The sequence below is a fragment of the Nocardia sp. X0981 genome (genome assembly GCF_977089955.1).
The window spans coordinates 2,531,051-2,549,143 of sequence record NZ_OZ372435.1 but is presented as its reverse complement, the minus strand read 5'-3'; the positions used below and the strand labels follow the sequence as shown (position 1 = coordinate 2,549,143).

Here is an 18,093-nt window from a genome sequence, read left to right as displayed (position 1 = left end):
TCCTGCTGAAGTCGATTTGCGGTATTCGCGGGCCCTTCGTGGTTACACTGCGCTGCCGCCTCCGGGCCCGTCGCTCATACCGCCATCAGTCGCGTTCCGAGCTGGCCGCCAGGGCGTTCACGCCACCGACGATTTCGCTGATTTCCTGCGTGATGTTGGCCTGACGCACCGAGTTGGCCTGCCGGGACAGGGAACTCGCCAACTCGTTGGCGTTATCGGTGGCCGCCTTCATTGCGGTGCGCCGAGCCGCCGACTCGGATGCCGCTGCCTCGAGCAATGACGCATAGATCCGCGTATTGATGTACTTGGGCAGCAGCGCCGCCAGCAGTACATCGGCGTCGGGCTCGAATTCGTACTGTGCTCGTACCTCGGCCGTGGGCGAATCGGACAGCATGTCCTTGCCCAGGTCGAAGTTCTCGTCGACGAAGGAGATCTGGATCGGCGCCATCCGGCGCACCTCCGGCGTCTGCGTCAGCATGCTCACGAAGCGGGTGTAGACGATATGGAGTTCGTCCACGCCGGCGATGGAACCGGTGCCGTCCGGCGCCGGAACCTCGCCCGCGGACCCGGCCATGAAGCTCTCGACCAGGTGGTTGCAGGCCGCCGAGGCATCGGGGTACTTCGGCTGCTGCGAGAACCCGGTCCACGCGGCGACCGGCCGGCGGTTACGGAAGGTGTAGTACGTCAGGCCTTTGTTGCCCATGACGTAGAGCACCGGTTCCTTGCCCTCGTCGCGCAGGGTGACCATCAGCTCCTCGGCCCGTTTGAGCACATTGGAGTTGTAACCACCGCACATACCGCTATCGCTGGTGATCACCAGGACGGCGGCACGCTTGGGGTCCGGGCGTTCGGTGAGCAGCGGGTGCGACAGGTTCTTCGACGCACTCGCCAGCTCCGCGACCACCTTGGTGATCTCCTCGGAGTACGGCTTCGCGGCCGCTACCCGAGCCTGGGCCTTGGAGATGCGCGAGGTCGCGATCAGCTCCTGGGCCTTGGTGATCTTCTTGATCGAGTTGATACCACGAATACGGGAGCGCAGCTCGCGCAAGTTGGCCATCGGCGGTTCACACTCCCTTCGTTCGCGGCGTTACAGGAAAACAGCGCATGGTTCGCCCGGTCTACTTCTCGACGTGCTTGCGGGTGACCGACAGCGACTCGACCTCTTCGCTCTCCAGTTCCCCGGCTTCGGCCTCGTTCACCACGCGGCTGCCGTCGGAGGCCAGGAAGCTCTGCTTGAAGTTGTCGGTGGCCGTCTTGATCTGCTCGGCGGCCTCACCTTCGAGCACCTTGCCGCCGGCGATGCTCGCGAAGGCCTCGGCGGCGTTGCTGTGCAGATCTTCGAGCAGCTCGGTGTTGAAGCGGCGGATATCGGCCACGGGCACCGAATCGTAGTAACCGTTGTCGACCAGGAAGATCGATACGATCTGATCTTCGACCGCGACCGGCGAGTACTGGTCCTGCTTGAGCAGTTCCACCCAGCGGGCACCGCGCTCGAGCTGGGCCAGCGAAGCGGCGTCCAGATCGGAGGCGAAGGCGGAGAACGCCTCCAGCTCGCGGTACTGGGCCATTTCCAGACGCAGCGAACCGGCGACCTTCTTCATGCCCTTGGTCTGCGCGGCGCCACCGACACGGGACACCGAGGTACCGACGTTGATCGCCGGGCGGACGCCCTTGTTGAACAGGTCGGACTCCAGGAAGACCTGACCGTCGGTGATGGAGATGACGTTGGTCGGGATGAAGGCCGAGATGTCGTTGGCCTTGGTCTCGATGATCGGCAGACCGGTCATCGAACCGCCGCCCATCTCGTCGGAGAGCTTGGCGCAACGCTCCAGCAGACGCGAGTGCAGGTAGAAGACGTCACCCGGGTAGGCCTCGCGGCCCGGCGGGCGGCGCAGCAGCAGCGAGATGGCGCGGTAGGCCTCGGCCTGCTTGGTCAGATCGTCGAACACGATCAGCACATGCTTGCCCTGGTACATCCAGTGCTGGCCGATGGCCGAGCCGGTGTAGGGGGCCAGCCACTTGAAACCGGCGGAATCGGAGGCCGGGGCCGCGACGATGGTGGTGTACTCCAGCGCTCCGTGCTCCTCGAGGGCGGATTTGACGCCCGCGATGGTGGAACCCTTCTGACCGATCGCCACGTAGATGCAGCGCACCTGCTTGGTCGGATCGCCCGACTCCCAGTTGGCCTTCTGGTTCAGGATCGCGTCGATGCAGACCGCGGTCTTACCGGTCTTGCGGTCGCCGATGACCAGCTGACGCTGGCCGCGGCCGATGGCCGTCAGCGCGTCGATCGCGGTGATACCGGTGGCCAGCGGCTCCTCCACCGGCTGGCGCTCCAGCACCGTGGCGGCCTGCAGTTCCAGGACGCGGCGGTCGTCGGCTTCGATTTCGCCCAGACCGTCGATCGGCTGGCCGAGCGGGTTCACGACGCGGCCGAGGAACTTGTCGCCGACCGGGACCGAGAGCACATCGCCGGTGCGGCGCACCTGCTGGCCCTCTTCGATCTCGGCGAACTCGCCGAGAACGACGGCACCGATTTCACGGTCCTCGAGGTTCAGCGCGACGCCGAGCACGCCACCCGGGAATTCGAGCAGCTCGTTGGCCATGGCCGACGGGAGGCCGCTGACGTGCGCGATGCCGTCGCTGGTGTCGGTGACCACACCGACTTCCTCGATGGAGGTTTCCGGGGTGTAGCTCTGGGTGTAGCTTTCGATCGCGCTACGGATCTCGTCGGAGGAGATCGTCAGCTCCGCCATGTTCTTCCTGCTCTCGGTCTCTGGTCTGGAATGTCGGGGGGTGTATGCGGCCGGTGCGCCGGGGGGACCCGGTTGGCGTACCGCTAGGTCAGCGAGCGGCGCAGCCGTTCCAGTCGGCCGATCGCACTGCCGTCGATCACATCGTCACCGATGCGCACGACGAGCCCGCTCAACAGGCCGGGATCGACGGCGACGTGCACGGTGACCGCCTTGCCGTAGATACGTGCCAGTGAGCCCGCCAGCCGCTCCCGCTGGGAATCGGTCAGCGCGATCGCCGCGCGCACATGGGCGACGATCTGCTCCCGCCGGGACGCGGCCAGGTCGGACAGTTCGTCGAAGGCGGGACCGATTCCGGCGCGCTGCCTGGTCACCACTTGTTCGGCCAGGGCCTGGGTGATCGGCTCGGTCTTCCCGGACAGCAGCCGCTCGAGCAGTTCCCGCTTGGCCTCGGCCGATCCGGTGCGGTCGGACAGGGCCTGCTCCAACTGCGGGTTCTCGTTGATGATCCGGCCCAGACGGAACAGTTCGTCCTCGACCGCGGTGAGCCGGCCCTGTTCGGACGCTGATTCCAGCAGCGCCAGCTGCCCGAGCAGTACCAGGGTGTCGACCAGGTCGCGGGCACGGGACCAGTTCTGGGCCACCGCGGTGGTCAGCACCGCCTGGGTGGCAGCACTGACCCGGCTCCCGAAAACCCGCTCGCTCAGTTCGGCACGCGCCGAACCCGGTACCGACACGTCCGCGAGCGCCACACGCAGCGGACGCTGGTCGTCCAGTACGTCGACAACGGCGAACAGTTCGGACCCCGTCGTGGCCGCGACACCGTTGCTTCCGGTCAGCGCGGCCCGAAGCGCCTCCTTGGACCGGGAGCTGGCCTCACGGCTTGCTGCGTACATGGTTCTCACGCCTCCGTCGTTACCTTCCGACCCCGATGCCGGCATCCGACCGGTCGATCTCGTCGAGGAATCGCTCGATCGTCGCGGCCTGTTTGGCCTCGTCCGATACCGATTGCCCGATGATCTTCTCGGCCAGATCCACGGCGGTGCGGCCGACCTCGGCACGCAGTTCGGTCAGGATCTGCTGACGCTGGGCTTCCAGCTGGGTGTGCCCGGCCGCGACGATACGGTCGCTCTCGGCTTGGGCGTCGGCCTTCATCTGGGCGAGGATCTGCTGGCCCTGGGTACGGGCGTCTTCGCGGATCTTCGCCGCTTCCAGCCGAGCGTCGGCCAGCTGCTTCTGGTACTGCTGCAGCGTCTCCTGGGCCTCGGCCTGCGCCGATTCGGCCCGTTCGATGCCACCCTCGATCTTGTCGGCGCGCTCGTCCAACACCTTGGTCAGGCGCGGAACGACGTACTTGTAGACCACGAAAGCGATGATCGCTACGCAGATCGCCGACCAGACGATGTCGTATGTCGCGGGAAGAAGAGGGTTCACATCCTCTCCTTCTGCCGCCGCGAACAGAGTGAACTCCATCATCGGAATCAGAAGATGAAGCCGGCGACGAGACCGATCAGCGCCAGGGCTTCGGTGAACGCGATGCCGAGGAACATGTTGGTCCGGATCTGGCCGGCGAGTTCGGGCTGACGGGCAAGACCCTCGATCGCCTTACCGACGACGATACCGACGCCGACGCCCGGGCCGATAGCGGCCAGGCCGTAGCCGACGGCGCCCAGGCCGCGCAGCGTGGATTCGTTGGTGGCAGCTTCCTGGGCCAGGTACGAGAGGCTCATGAGTCTTCCATTCCCTTTCTGTTGCTCACCCGCCGGACGGCGTGGTGCAGCAGGTCCTTATCGGTTGTTCCGGTCGATCAGTGGTCGGCGGCGTGCTGGGCGAGGCTGATGTACACGGCGGTCAGCAACGCGAACACATAGGCCTGCAGGAAAATGACCAGCAGTTCGAAGAGGGTGAATGCGAGTCCGCCCAGCAGCGAGAAGGGCGAGAACACCTTCATCCAGGCGTCCGCGTCGAAGAGGAAGAACTGGGTCGCGCTGAAGAACAGCACGAGCATGATGTGACCGGCGAGCATATTCGCCATGAGTCGGACGGTCAGCGTGAACGGGCGCAGCACGAAGGTCGAGATGAACTCGATCGGAATGAGCAGCACGTGCATGACCGGCGGCACATTCGGGACGACGATGCTGCTGCGCATGTAGGTGAAGAAGCCGTACTTCTTGATGCCCACGTAGTTGAATGCGATATACGCGATCACCGCCAGCACCAGCGGCATACCGATCCGCGCGTTCGACGAGATGTTCAGACCGGGGATCACACCGGAGAAGTTCAGGAACAGGACCGTGAAGAAGATCGTCGCGATGAGCGGGAAGAACCTGCGACCGTTTTCCTTGCCGAGTATCTCGTCACAGATTTGCTCCTTGACGAAAAGCATCCCCATTTCGCCGATGCTCTGCAGCTTCTTCGGCACGAGTCGTGGGGAACGGAAAGCCAGGAACAGGAATACGACCAGCACGGCGGTCATCAGAAGCCGGACCAGCATCAGCCGATCGAGTTCGATGGGAGTTCCCTCGAACAGCACCGCCGGAGGGAAGAAGTCGGTTAGCGACGGCGCGTGGAACTCCGCGGCCAAGGTGGTGACGCTCAGCGTTCTCTCCCGTGTTCGGTCCGCGGGAAGTTCTCGCTCCCGCGGTTCGATCGGACATTGACGATCAATGTGGGTCGACTGAGGTCGGCTCGAAGTTCGTCAGCAGCTGTCGCGGGGACCCGCGCTGGCATCTGTACGTGTGTCGGCGACATCGTCGACATGCAGAACCGAACTCGTTACCGAACCCGGTACGGCAGTAGCATAGCGACAGCTCGTGAAACCTGATCGGCACCCCTTGCCGAGTCGCTTGCTTACCAAGACTTTACCAAGAGATCTACGACAACGTGTAGCGGGGGCGATGTTATCTACGACAGATTGTCGTAGAGCTTGTCAATCCCGACCGGAATCCCCATCTTCCCCCTGGTCAGGAACGGTTACATAGGGAACTTTCTGCCGTAATACACCGTAAGTCTCCGCGCCCAGCACGATGATCAGCGCCCCCACGACGGTCAGGAAGAGCGCTACCCGGTCATAGAAATCGAACCGCTGCAGAATCGCGACGACAACCAGCGCCACCAGCAATTTCCCCACCCAGCTGACCAACATGACCAGGCCCGCGGTGCTGGGTGGCAACTTCGCCCCGAGCAATACCACCACGGCCGTGGTCAGGATGAAACCGCCGCCGATGGCCGCCCCGAGCAGCGCCCCCCACAGCCCCGGCAGGCCCGCGAACACACTCGCCAGCGCCACCGCCAGAACCGTCAGTACAACCAGACCGATCAGTCCGTAACGCAGTGCCGCACGCAACGGGGCGTCGGCGTGATCGGGGGTGCTGGAACTCGCGGAACTCGTCGACACAGCCCGAACTCTACCCGGATTCCGAAACAGAGCCCGCCGCCTCCCGGCGCGCCTGCCTACGCCACAAACCCGGCACGGCCGTCACGACCAAGGCGAACAACAGCCCGGCCGCCATCAGCAACACCACCACCCGCCGATCCATCAGCGAGGTGCCGACCGCCCCGAAGGCGAGAATGCCGACCCACAAATAGATCACCAGCACGACACGGCGTTGGGAATGCCCGATCTGCAGCAGCCGGTGATGCAGATGCATCTTGTCCGGGGTCGAGAAACTGACACCGGCCCGGACCCGGCGCACGATGGCCAGCAGCAGATCCAGCACCGGAATGAACATCACCGCGCCCACCAGGAGCACCGGCGAGAGCAGACCGACGATATCGCGCGGGCCGTAACCCTGCAGCGGAATCCGGCCGGACGCACTGGTGGAGACGGCGGCCAGGACCAAACCGATCAGCATGGACCCGGAATCACCCATGAAGATTCGCGCGGGCGAGAAATTGTGCGGCAGAAAACCCAGACAGGCCCCCGCCATGGCCGCGGCCAGCAGCGCCGGCGGATAACTGTCCACCGATCCGCCCTGCTCGGTGAGCAGCCCGACAGCGAAGGCGAAAACCGCGAAAGCGGCGATCAAACCCAGCCCGGCCGCCAGACCGTCCAGACCGTCCACGAAATTCATGGCATTGATCAGCGTCACCGCGACGGCAACGGTCACCAGACCACCCTGCAGGCCGTCCAGCACGACGGTGCTGTTGTTGAACGGGTCATAGATCAGGTACCAACCGAGACCCATCACCGCCATCACGCCGGCGGCGGTGACCTGACCGGCGAATTTGGTGAGCGCGTCCAACCCCCACCGGTCGTCGACGATACCCACCGCCACGATGATCGTGGCCGCCACCAACACCGCGGCGATATCGGGCCGATAATCGAAACCGCGGCGCAGCGCGGGCAGCTGATGAGCGAACAGCACCGCCGCCACCACCCCGATGTACATCCCGACCCCGCCCATCCGGGGGATCGGCTTCACATGCACATCGCGGTCACGCGGAATGGCCACCGCGCCGAAACCGATGGCCAGCGTCCGGATACCACCGGTGGCCAGGAAGGTGACCACCGTCGAGACCAGCAGGACGAGAATGAGCTCGCGCAGGGGAACGACCGCACCGGAACCGCTCATCGCGCCGACCACCGCCCGCTCACCACAGATACCGCTGGAACCCGCACCGAAATCAGTTCGATCACCGGGCGACGGATCCGGTCAGGGCATCGGGGGTGGTGCCCAGCACTTCGGCCACGGCCTCGGTCGTCACCGCGCCCTCGCGCAGAATGCGCGGCTGATCGGCGGTGAGATCGACAATGGTGGAAGCGGTCGCGTGCTGCGCCGGACCTCCGTCGAGGTACACGCCCACGAGAGAGCCGAGCTGCTCCCTGGCCTGCGCCACGTTCTCCGCGGCCGGGCGGCCGGAAATATTCGCGCTCGAGACCGCCAGCGGACCCACCTCCTGCAGCAGCTCCAACGCCACCGGATGCAGCGGCATCCGCAACATCACCGTGCCCCGCGCGTCCCCGAGATCCCAGGCCAGCGAAGGAGCCTGCTGGACAACGATACTCAATCCCCCCGGCCAGAATGCCCGGATCAGATCACGGGCCTGCGGCCGTACCGAGAACACCAGGCCGTCGATGGTGTTCCACGAACCCACGAGCACCGGCACCGGCATATCCCGGCCACGGCCCTTCGCCGCCAGCAGCGAGGCGACAGCCGCGGAATCGAAAGCATCGGCGGCGAGACCGTAAACCGTATCGGTGGGCACGACAACCAACCGACCCGCTCTCAGAGCACTGATGGCCGCGGCCAAGCCGGCGGCGCGCGAATCGGTATCGGCGCAGTCGTAAACGGTACTCACGTCGACCATGTTATGGCCGCAAGTCCCCATTCGTAATCTCGGGAGGTGTTTACGGCGGCCCGTCCCGGAAAGCCGCGGAGACAGTGTGCCGATTTATCGGCGCGCTTCCGGCACCGCCGTCGACACGGCCACGAAACGTGGTTTCCCGGCCAAGTCGGGGTGCTCCACGATTTCGGTGAAACGGCCGTCCAGCTCGAGCAGACGGGCGAGTTCGCCACCGTTGCTGTCGTCGTGTTCGACGGCAGCGCCGCCGCCCGGCCGCAGCAGACGGCCGAGGAGCGGAACCAGCGGACGGATCACCGCCAGCCCATCGGGGCCACCGAAAAGCGCGCGGTGCGGATCGTGGTCGGCGACCTCGGGCGCCAATTCCGTCCCCTCGGGGATATAGGGCGGATTGGCGACGACGATATCCACCCGCCCGTCCAGTTCGGTGAGCAGCGCGGGGGCGGTGACATCGGCGTGGTACAGCGTGATCGGCGTATCGCCGGCGGCGACCCGGCGCGCGGCATTACGACGGGCCCAGCGCAACGCGTCCGGATCCAGTTCCACGGCGTGGACCTCGGCATCGGGCCGCGCATGGGCCAGGGCGAGTGCCAGCGCGCCCGAACCCGTGCACAGATCCACCACGATCGGCGTGTGGTCGTGCCGGACCGTCTCCAGCCGGGCCAGCGCCCACGCGAGGAGCAGTTCGGTCTCCGGACGGGGCACGAATACACCGGGCCCCACCTCGAGATCGATCTGCCCCATGGCGGCCTGCCCGGTCAGATGCTGTAGCGGTATCCGCGCGGCGCGGCGGGATACCAGCGCCCGGTAGGTCTCGAGTTGTTCCGGGTCGATCAACGGCGTGAGCAGGAGCCGGGAACGCTCGACGCCCAGCACATACGCGGCGAGGTGTTCCGCATCGGCCCGGGGACTGCCCACCCCGGCGGCCTGCAGAACATCGATCGCCTCGGCGAGAACGGGGCGGAGCGGGACACGGGTCACCGGCAGATCCTCTCGGCGCGTCTCCGGCGCACCTACTCCGCTTCCATCCGGGCGGCCCGGTCGGCCGTGGCCAGGGCATCCAGCAACGCGTCCATATCACCGTTGAGCACGGAGTCCAGATTGTGCGCCTTGTAGCCGATGCGGTGATCGGCGATGCGGTTCTCCGGGAAGTTGTAGGTGCGGATCCGTTCGGAACGGTCGACGGTCCGGATCTGGCTCGCGCGCCCCTCCGCGGCTTCCTGTTCGGCTTGCTCCTCGGCCAGGGCCTGCAACCGGGCGGCCAGCACCTGCATGGCGCGGGCCTTGTTCTGAAGCTGCGAGCGCTCGTTCTGGCAGGTCACCACGATTCCGGAAGGCAGATGGGTGATACGGACCGCGGAATCGGTGGTGTTCACGCCCTGTCCGCCCTTACCCGAGGACCGGTACACATCGATGCGCAGATCGTTCTCGTCGATCGCCACTTCCTCGATTTCATCGGGCTCGGGATAGATCAGCACCCCGGCCGCCGAGGTGTGGACACGGCCCTGGGATTCGGTCACCGGAACCCGCTGGACCCGGTGCACTCCCCCTTCGAATTTGAAACGCGACCAGACACCGTCGCGGGCGGCGTCGCGGCTCTTGATCGACAGGGTCGCCTCTTTGTAGCCGCCGAGGTCGGAAACGGCCGCGTCCAGCACTTCGACCTTCCAGCCGCGACGTTCCGCGTACCGGATGTACATCCGGGCCAGATCAGCGGCGAAAAGCGCCGATTCCTCACCGCCCTCTCCGGATTTCACCTCCAGCACCACATCGTCACCGTCATGCGGGTCACGGGGTGCCAGCAGGTCCGCGAGCTGTTTCTCCAACTCCTCGAGCTGTTCCTGGAGCCCGGGCACCTCCGCCGCGAACGCCGGATCGTCGGCGGCCAGCTCCCGGGCCGCCTCCAGATCGTCACGGGCGGTGGCGAGCTTTTTGTAGGTGGTCATGACCGGGGCGAGTTCGGCGAACCGCTTCCCCACCCGCCGGGCGGCGTCCGGGTCGTTGTGCAGCGCCGGATCCGCCAGCTGGATTTCCAGTCCGGCGTATTCGGCCAGCACATCGTCGATCGCGGACGGTGCGGTTTTCTCGGCCATGAGCGAGGCTCCTACTCGGAAAAGGCGACGCGGGAAGGACGGTACAAAAACACCAACGCCCGGCCTGCGGAAGCAGGACCGGGCGCTGATGGGAAAACTACTTGGCGTCGGCTTTCTTGGCGCGCTTGCCGTAGCGGGCCTCGAAGCGGGCCACGCGGCCACCGGTGTCCAGGATCTTCTGCTTGCCGGTGTAGAACGGGTGGCACTGCGAGCAGACCTCGACGGTGATATGCCCGGATTCCTTGGTGGAACGGGTCTGGAAGGTGTTACCGCAACCACAGACCACCGTGGTATCGACGTAGGTCGGGTGGATTCCTGCCTTCATGGATGTCCTCTCGATATTGGTCGCCGGGTCGCTCGGGTATTCCACCGACCGTGAACCGGAACCGACTCAGGCGGGAGTCTGCGCGATTCGCAGACGCACGGCGGTTCAGTATGCCAGAACCACCTGCCCCTGCTGAAACGCCCCCGCCCAGGAGATTGTTCCTGCATTCGGATGCGGAACACCGGTTGTGGGGACAACCCCGGGCTGGGCGGGTGGACGCTTTCCGCGTTCGGGATTCATCGCTCGGTTTTCTCCGGAAAAGAAGCGGGGCTCGCCTGGTGGCGAGCCCCGCTTCTTCTCATTCGTCCAGTGCTCCCGGTGCGGTCTTGGAGACCTGCATCAGGAATTCCAGATTGTTCTTGCTCTTCTTCAACCGGTCGATGAGCAGATCGATCGCCTGGTGCGAATCCAGGCCGGACAGGACCCGGCGCAGTTTGTGCAGTACCGCGGCCTCATCCGGGCTGAGCAGCAGCTCGTCCTTACGGGTACCGGACGGGTTCACGTCCACCGCGGGGAACACGCGCCGCTCGGCGATCTTGCGGTCCAGTTTGAGCTCGGCGTTACCGGTGCCCTTGAACTCCTCGAAGATCACCGTGTCACCGGTCGATCCGGTCTCCACCATGGCGGTGGCGATGATGGTGAGCGATCCGCCGTTCTCGATATTGCGCGCCGCGCCGAGGAACCGCTTGGGCGGATACAGCGCGGTGGAATCGACACCACCGGACAGGATGCGGCCCGAGGCGGGCGAGGAGTTGTTGTAGGCCCGGCCCAGACGGGTGATCGAGTCGAGCAGAACGACCACGTCCTTACCCATTTCGACCAGGCGCTTGGCCCGCTCGATGGCCAGTTCGGCGACCGAGGTGTGATCGGACGGCGGACGGTCGAAGGTCGAGGCGATGACCTCGCCCTTCACCGAACGCTGCATATCGGTGACCTCTTCGGGACGTTCGTCGACCAGTACCACCATGAGATAGCACTCGGGGTTGTTGATCGCGATCGCGTTGGCGATGTCCTGCATGATCGTCGTCTTACCGGCCTTCGGCGGCGACACGATCAGCGCGCGCTGACCCTTACCGATCGGCATGATGAGGTCGATCACGCGGGTCGTCAGCTTGTTCTGCTGGGTTTCCAGCCGGAGCCGCTGGTTCGGGTACAGCGGGGTGAGCTTGTTGAAATCGGGCCGGCGTTTCGCCGAATCGACCTCGGCGCCGTTGACGGTGTCCAGGCGTACCAGCGGATCGAATTTCTGCCGCTGATTACTCTGCTCGCCGTCGCGCGGCGCGCGCACCGCACCGGTGATCGCATCACCGCGGCGCAGGCCGTTCTTACGGACCAGATTCATCGAGACGTAGACGTCGTTCGGCCCGGCCAGGTAGCCGGAGGTGCGCACGAACGCGTAGTTGTCCAGCACATCGAGGATGCCCGCGACGGGCTGGAGCACATCGTCCTCGCGGATCTCGGGCTCGCGGGATTCGCCGCCCTCGCGGTCACGGCCCCGGCGACGCTCGCGGAACCGGCGCCCGCGGCGGCCGCGACCGCCTTCCTCGTCGTCCCGGTTCCCACCGGAACCACGCTGTTCGCCCTGGCCCTGGCCGGACTGGTTCCGGTCGCGCCGGCGTTCGCCCTGGTCGCCGTCCTTGCCGTCCTGTTTCCCGCCTTCTTGTTTGGCGTCGTCGGAGCGGTTGTCGGTGGCCGTCTCGTTGTTCTTGCTCTGCTGGTCGCGGCCACGACGCTGCCGGCCGCGGCCGCGCTGGCCGGAATCCCGCCCCGAATCGTCGGTGTCGGCGGACCGGGTCTCGGTCTTGCCCTCGGCTTCGGTGGCGGTCTCCGCGGCGCCGTTGACGGGCGCGGTGCCGTTGGTCGCGGTCTGGTTGCCCTTCCCCGCGTTGTCGTCGGCGGCGCCGTCCTTACCGGCGCCGGTGCCGGGCGCGCGCCCGGTCTTCTTCTCCGTCGAGTCGGCGGCGGGCGCTTCGGCCGGCGTGGCCGCGGCGGCCTCGGCCGGCTGATCGGCGGATTTGCGTTCCTTGGCAGCCTTCGCGCGGGTGGTGCGCTCCGCGGCGGCGGGTCTGCCGGCCTGGTTTTCCTTGATGGCGGCGATGAGATCACCCTTGCGCATACCGGAGGTGCCTCGGATACCGAGTTCTCCCGCCAGTGCGCGCAACTGCGGCAACAACATTCCAGTCAGCCCCGATCCGATGTCGGTGTGTTCGCTCATCTTCGAAGAAATCTGTCCGGAGTCACTTTCGCGGTTGCCCGAGGGTTCGGAGTCGGATTCCACCCCGGGTGTCGCGAGCAGGTCCGTATCTGTCACGGAGATCCTTTCCTTCCCTCGATGGCCGTGTGCTGTGTCGAGGGTTCGTTCCGTAGCCCGATCTCGCTGCCGGACTCGGATTTGTAGCCGTATCGCCTGCCCCTCCGGGACGGGTGCTTCGCCACCGCTGGAAAATGGTGGAAGAGATCATTCCAGTTGCGTGGCTGCGCGGCACCCCCATGGCATGGAGGCTCGAGCCTGGAGCCTGCTGGAGCGATTGCCCTGATGAAGCACCGGCGTCTGATGCGCGCGATGTACGGACTTGCCCAGGATAGCGGGCAAGTACGAAGGTCGGCAAGGTGGACGCGCCCGGGGGCCGCTCCGGGCACCTCCGGCTCAGTCGACCCGGACGCCTCCGGCGATGCCCGGTTCGAGCACCCGCAGACCGTCGACGCAGGCCCGGGACCGCAGTTCCTCGGGAAAAGGGCTGGTCCCGAGCGCGAGGATGGTCGGCCCGGCGCCCGAGACGGTGGCCGCGATCCCGACAGCGCGCAGCCGTTCGATCCAGGTGGTGGTCAGCGGTAGCGCGGGTGCGCGCTGGGACTGGTGCAGCCGGTCCGCGGTGGCCGGGAGCAGCAGATCGGGCCGCTGGGTGAGCGCCACGACCGCGAGTGCGGACCGGCTCACATTGAAGGCCGCATCGCGGTGCGGGACCAGTTCGGGCAGCAGACCGCGGGTCTGCGCGGTCGAGGACCGCTCCTCGGGAATCAGCACGATCGGATGCAATGTGTCGTGCGCTTCGAGCCGAACCGCCCGGTAGAGACGTTGCGGGACGGTGATATCGCCGCTGTCCGGACCCGGCCCGGTTTCGGTCCACGACACGACTATTCCGCCGAGCACACTGGCCGCGGCGTTGTCCGGGTGGCCTTCGAATTCGGAAGCGAGCTGCACCAGCCGGTCGGTACCGACGGCCAGGGACGGATCGAATTTCGCGGCCAGCGCACATCCCGCCGCCAGTCCCCCCACCGCGGCCGCGGCGGAGGAACCCAGGCCGCGCGAGTGCGGAATCGCGTTCCGGCACACCACGTCCAGCCCGTCCGCCCAGACCCCGGCCGATTCCAGTCCGCGTTCGATGGCCCGGACCACCAGATGCTGCGGCCCCCAGGGGACCTCGTCGGCGCCCTCGCCTTCCACTCGGATATCGAGACCGGAATCCGTACTGCGCACCTCGATCTCGTCGTAGATCGCCAGCGCCATTCCCAGCGAATCGAAACCGGGGCCGAGGTTCGCGCTGGAGGCCGGTACGCGCACCGAAACGGAGAGGCCGGCGGGCAGTGTCGGGGCCACGAGCCGGCTTTCGCGAGTATCCAAGATCAGGCCAGTTCGAGTCGGGCGGCCACGGCCACCGGATCCACCGGGATGGCCTGTACCTCGGGCATACCGAGAAGGGCGGTATCGGGGTCTTTCAGGCCGTTACCGGTGACCGTGCAGACAACGGTGAGCCCGGGTTCGAGCCATCCCTCGGCGCGCGCGGCCAGCACACCGGCCACACTCGCGGCCGACGCGGGCTCCACGAAAACACCCTCCTTGGCCGCTACCAGCCGGTAGGCGTTCAGGATCTCCTCGTCGGTGGCCGCGCGGAAGGCGCCACCGGATTCCTCCTTGGCCGCGACCGCGCCGTTCCACGAGGCGGGAGCGCCGATCCGGATGGCCGTGGCGATGGTCTCCGGTTCCTTGACCGGGGCACCGTTCACCAGTGGAGCGGCGCCCGCCGCCTGGACGCCGAGCATGCGCGGAAGTCCCGCGGTGACACCGTCGGCGTGGTATTCGCGGTAACCGCGCCAGTAGGCGGTGATGTTCCCGGCATTGCCCACCGGGAGCGCGTGCACATCGGGCGCCTTCCCCAGCACATCGCAGATCTCGAAGGAGGCGGTTTTCTGACCCTCGATCCGGGCGGGATTCACCGAGTTCACCAGCCCGATGGCCGGGAAATCGGAAGTGACCTTACGAGCCAGTTCCAGGCAGTCGTCGAAATTGCCCTCGACCTGGATGACACGTGCGCCCAGCATCACGGCCTGGGCGAGTTTGCCCATGGCGATCTTGCCCTGCGGGATGAGAACCGCGCAGGTCATCCCCGCCCGGGTCGCGTAGGCGGCGGCCGAGGCCGAGGTGTTACCGGTGGAGGCGCACAGCACCGCCTGCTGGCCCCGGTACTTGGCATCGGTCATCGCCATGGTCATACCGCGGTCCTTGAACGAACCGGTCGGGTTGGCACCTTCGACCTTCAGGAAGACCTCGCAACCGGTCAGCTCCGAGAGGTACGGCGCGGGTACCAGCGGGGTACCCCCCTCGAACAGGGTGACCGGCTCCCAATCGGCCGCACCCGCGAGCCGGTCCCGGTAGGCCGCGATCAGCCCGGGCCAGCGGGAGTGCACTCCGGTCTGCGGGGCGACACCGGTGCTACGCCCTTCCGGCGCCCGGTCCCCGCTCCTCACCGAATCGCTGCGCGATGCTGTCGTCATTCTTCGGTGCCTTCCAATCTCAGAACGCTGGTGACAGATGTGACAGATTCCATATCCGCCAGGGCGGAGACCGTCTCCGCCAGCGCCGATTCCGTGGCGATATGGGTGACGACCACCAAACGAGCCCGATCGTCGTGGCCCTCCTGCCGGACCGTCGAAATACTCACGCCGTGGTTGGAGAATTCGCCCGCCACCGCGGCCAGTACACCGGGCCTGTCCTCGACCTGCAGGTTCACGTGATAGCGGGTGGGCGTATCGCCCATCGGCGCGATCGGAAGCTCAGCATAGACCGATTCGCCGGGTGCCCGGCCGCCGAAGAATTTGTTCCGCGCCGCCATCACCAGATCACCGAGTACGGCGGAGGCGGTGGGGGCACCTCCGGCGCCCTGCCCGTAGAACATGAGCCGACCGGCGTTCTGAGCCTCCACGACCACGGCATTGAACGCTCCGGTCACCGTCGCCAGCGGATGCTTGCGCGGGATCAGCGCCGGATAGACCCGCACCGAGACCCGCTCTTTACCGCCTTCGGCGGGGCCCGGCTCGTCCGGGCCGGCCGGCACCCGCTCGCAGATCGCCAGCAATTTGACGGTGCAATTCACCGCGGAGGCGGTCTCCAGGTCTTCCGCGGTGATCTTGGAGATGCCCTCGCGGAACACATCGGCGGCGGTCACCCGGGTGTGGAAGGCCAGAGATGCCAGGATCGCGGCCTTCGCGGCGGCGTCGTAGCCCTCGACATCGGCGGTCGGGTCGGCTTCCGCATAACCGAGGCGAGTGGCCTCGGCGAGGGTTTCCCCGTAATCCGCACCGGTCTCGTCCATGGCCGAGAGGATGAAATTGGTGGTGCCGTTGACGATGCCCATCACCCGATCGACCCGGTCGCCGGACAGCGACTGGATCAGCGGCCGCACCACCGGGATCGCGCCCGCCACCGCGGCCTCGAAGTACAGATCGGCGCGGCTGCGCTCGGCCGCCGCGGCGAGTTCGCCGGTGTAATCGGCGAGCAGCGCCTTGTTCGCGGTGACCACGGATTTCCCGGCGTTGAGGGCGGCCAGGATCAAACTACGGGCCGGGTCGATACCGCCGATGACCTCCACCACGAGATCGACATCGGAGCGGGTGACCAACGCTTCGGCGTCGGTGGTCAGCAGTTCCGCGGGCACACCCCGGTCACGGTCCGGGCTGCGCACGGCGATCCCGCGCAGGGTCAGCGGCGCGCCGACACGGGCGCGGAGGTCGTCGGCGTGCTCACGCAGGATCCGCACGACCTCGCGGCCGACATTGCCCATACCCAGCACCGCGACGCCGATCGGCCGATCCGGTGCCCAGTGGCTCGCCACCCTTCCGGTTGTCTCGGGCATGGTCGTCCCTTCCGTCGCATCCATCAGACCTCCAGTCCGAGCAGATCGTCGACCGTTTCCCGGCGCAGAACCAGCCGGGCGGCGCCGTCGCGCACGGCGACCACCGCGGGCCGGGTCAGCATGTTGTACCGGCTCGACATGGAGTAGCAGTAGGCCCCGGTACCGGCCACCGCGATCAGATCGCCGGGGCCCGCATCGGCCGGGAGCCAGGTGTCACGAATGATGATATCGCCGCTTTCACAATGCTTTCCGACCACACGGGCGATCACCGGGGGGGCCTCGGATCCGCGCGAGACCAGCTGACAGTGGTAGTCGGCCTGGTACAGCGCCGGGCGGATGTTGTCGCTCATCCCACCGTCCACGCTGACGTAGCGGCGGCGCAACCCGCCGTCGAGGGAGACATCCTTGATCGTGCCCACCTCGTAGACCGTCACCGTGCCGGGGCCGGCGATGGCCCGGCCGGGTTCCACCGCGATCCGCGGCACCGGCAGCCCGGCCCGTTCGGCCTCCTGGGCCACCAGCTCGCGTAGCTTCCGGGCGAATTCCTCGAGCGGCGGCGGATCGTCGGACGGGAGATACGAGATGCCCAGGCCACCACCCAGGTCGAGCAGGGCGATCTGTGCGGTCCGTTCGACACCGAATTTGTCCACGGCCTCGCGCAGCAGCCCCAGCATACGGTGGGCCGCTATTTCGAAACCGTCGATCTCGAATATCTGCGAACCGATATGGCTGTGCAACCCGACCAGCCGTAGATTATCGGCCTCGAATACCCGGGCCAGCGCCTCCATGGCATCCCCACCGGCGATGGAGAAACCGAATTTCTGATCCTCGTGTGCCGTGGAAATGTATTCGTGGGTGTGCGCTTCGACGCCCACCGTGACACGGACCAGCACATCCTGCACCACACCGGCCGCCCCCGCGACGGCCTCCAGCCGCTCGATCTCGATCAGCGAATCGAGCACCACATGGCCCACCCCCGCGGCGACCGCGGCCTCGAGTTCGGCGACGGATTTGTTGTTGCCGTGCAGAGCGATGCGCTCGGCGGGAAAGCCCGCGTGCAACGCGACGGCCAGCTCACCGCCCGAACACACATCCAGTGACAATCCCTCGTCGCGGATCCAGCGTGCCACCTCACCGCACAGAAAAGCCTTGGAGGCGTAGTGGACTCGCGAATCCGCCCCGAAAGCGCGGACCATATCCCGGCAGCGGGAACGGAAATCGTCCTCGTCCACCACGAACAGCGGCGTTCCGAACTGCGCGGCGAGTTCGGTGACCGGCACCCCCGCCAGCCGCACCACGTCGTCGGCGCCGCGGGCGGCATTGCGCGGCCATACCTGGGCGGGCAGATCGATCAGCTGCCGCGGGTCCGCCGGGCGTTCCGGCAGACCGGGCGCGTGCGGGATCTCGGCATGCCGAGGCCCGGCCGGATGGACACTCATCGGTCTTCCTTCCTCACCCACTGCCGGAACAGTCGGTCGGTGCGATTG

17 protein-coding genes are annotated in these 18,093 nt (G+C 66.6%); all 17 read right to left on the bottom strand.

Going from position 1 to position 18,093, the window contains the following annotated elements; translation table 11 throughout:
* Window positions 1-85: 85 nt before the first annotated feature.
* The 17 genes from ACYR7D_RS11080 to lysA all read right to left on the bottom strand — a co-directional run bounded on the left by ACYR7D_RS11080 (window position 86) and on the right by lysA (window position 18,045).
* Window positions 86-1,057: a F0F1 ATP synthase subunit gamma gene (locus ACYR7D_RS11080; protein ID WP_459549518.1), complete on the bottom strand. Its 972-nt coding sequence runs from the start codon at window positions 1,055-1,057 to the stop codon at window positions 86-88.
* Window positions 1,058-1,118: 61 nt separating this feature from the next.
* Window positions 1,119-2,756, bottom strand: a complete 1,638-nt coding sequence (atpA, locus tag ACYR7D_RS11075) for a F0F1 ATP synthase subunit alpha (RefSeq protein WP_459549517.1) — start codon at window positions 2,754-2,756, stop codon at window positions 1,119-1,121.
* An 83-nt stretch (window positions 2,757-2,839) separates the two neighbouring features.
* Window positions 2,840-3,649: a F0F1 ATP synthase subunit delta gene (locus ACYR7D_RS11070; RefSeq protein ID WP_459549516.1), complete on the bottom strand. Its 810-nt coding sequence runs from the start codon at window positions 3,647-3,649 to the stop codon at window positions 2,840-2,842.
* Window positions 3,650-3,668: 19 nt separating this feature from the next.
* A complete protein-coding gene (locus tag ACYR7D_RS11065; RefSeq protein ID WP_459549515.1) occupies window positions 3,669-4,229 on the bottom strand; it encodes a F0F1 ATP synthase subunit B in 561 nt (186 codons plus the stop codon).
* Window positions 4,230-4,234: 5 nt separating this feature from the next.
* Complete coding sequence (locus ACYR7D_RS11060) at window positions 4,235-4,483, bottom strand: ATP synthase F0 subunit C (protein WP_459549514.1); 249 nt, start codon at window positions 4,481-4,483, stop codon at window positions 4,235-4,237.
* Window positions 4,484-4,560: 77 nt separating this feature from the next.
* Window positions 4,561-5,286 (bottom strand): F0F1 ATP synthase subunit A, encoded by a 726-nt coding sequence (gene atpB / locus ACYR7D_RS11055; RefSeq protein WP_459549513.1) that lies wholly within the window; start codon window positions 5,284-5,286, stop codon window positions 4,561-4,563.
* A 396-nt stretch (window positions 5,287-5,682) separates the two neighbouring features.
* Entirely contained in the window at window positions 5,683-6,150 is a 468-nt protein-coding gene (locus ACYR7D_RS11050; protein WP_459549512.1) for a hypothetical protein, read from the bottom strand.
* Between the two features lie 10 nt (window positions 6,151-6,160).
* The gene (locus tag ACYR7D_RS11045) at window positions 6,161-7,327 is read right to left on the bottom strand and encodes a glycosyltransferase family 4 protein (protein ID WP_459549511.1); all 1,167 of its coding nucleotides are present in this window, start codon (window positions 7,325-7,327) and stop codon (window positions 6,161-6,163) included.
* Window positions 7,328-7,388: 61 nt separating this feature from the next.
* On the bottom strand, window positions 7,389-8,054 hold the full coding sequence (locus tag ACYR7D_RS11040) for an L-threonylcarbamoyladenylate synthase (RefSeq protein ID WP_459549510.1): 666 nt from the start codon (window positions 8,052-8,054) through the stop codon (window positions 7,389-7,391).
* A 93-nt stretch (window positions 8,055-8,147) separates the two neighbouring features.
* Complete coding sequence (prmC, locus tag ACYR7D_RS11035) at window positions 8,148-9,038, bottom strand: peptide chain release factor N(5)-glutamine methyltransferase (RefSeq protein WP_459549509.1); 891 nt, start codon at window positions 9,036-9,038, stop codon at window positions 8,148-8,150.
* Window positions 9,039-9,070: 32 nt separating this feature from the next.
* Window positions 9,071-10,150 (bottom strand): peptide chain release factor 1, encoded by a 1,080-nt coding sequence (gene prfA, locus ACYR7D_RS11030; protein WP_459549508.1) that lies wholly within the window; start codon window positions 10,148-10,150, stop codon window positions 9,071-9,073.
* Between the two features lie 97 nt (window positions 10,151-10,247).
* A complete protein-coding gene (gene rpmE / locus ACYR7D_RS11025; protein WP_077119611.1) occupies window positions 10,248-10,475 on the bottom strand; it encodes a 50S ribosomal protein L31 in 228 nt (75 codons plus the stop codon).
* Between the two features lie 298 nt (window positions 10,476-10,773).
* Window positions 10,774-12,786: a transcription termination factor Rho gene (gene rho / locus ACYR7D_RS11020; protein ID WP_459549507.1), complete on the bottom strand. Its 2,013-nt coding sequence runs from the start codon at window positions 12,784-12,786 to the stop codon at window positions 10,774-10,776.
* A gap of 336 nt (window positions 12,787-13,122) precedes the next feature.
* Window positions 13,123-14,073 carry a homoserine kinase gene (gene thrB, locus ACYR7D_RS11015; protein ID WP_459549506.1) on the bottom strand — a complete coding sequence of 317 codons (951 nt, stop codon included), beginning with the start codon at window positions 14,071-14,073 and terminating at the stop codon, window positions 13,123-13,125.
* 26 nt (window positions 14,074-14,099) lie between these two features.
* Window positions 14,100-15,161 carry a threonine synthase gene (gene thrC, locus ACYR7D_RS11010; protein ID WP_459550121.1) on the bottom strand — a complete coding sequence of 354 codons (1,062 nt, stop codon included), beginning with the start codon at window positions 15,159-15,161 and terminating at the stop codon, window positions 14,100-14,102.
* An 83-nt stretch (window positions 15,162-15,244) separates the two neighbouring features.
* The gene (locus ACYR7D_RS11005; protein WP_459550120.1) at window positions 15,245-16,606 is read right to left on the bottom strand and encodes a homoserine dehydrogenase; all 1,362 of its coding nucleotides are present in this window, start codon (window positions 16,604-16,606) and stop codon (window positions 15,245-15,247) included.
* Between the two features lie 23 nt (window positions 16,607-16,629).
* A complete protein-coding gene (gene lysA, locus ACYR7D_RS11000) occupies window positions 16,630-18,045 on the bottom strand; it encodes a diaminopimelate decarboxylase (protein ID WP_459549505.1) in 1,416 nt (471 codons plus the stop codon).
* Window positions 18,046-18,093: the final 48 nt, after the last annotated feature.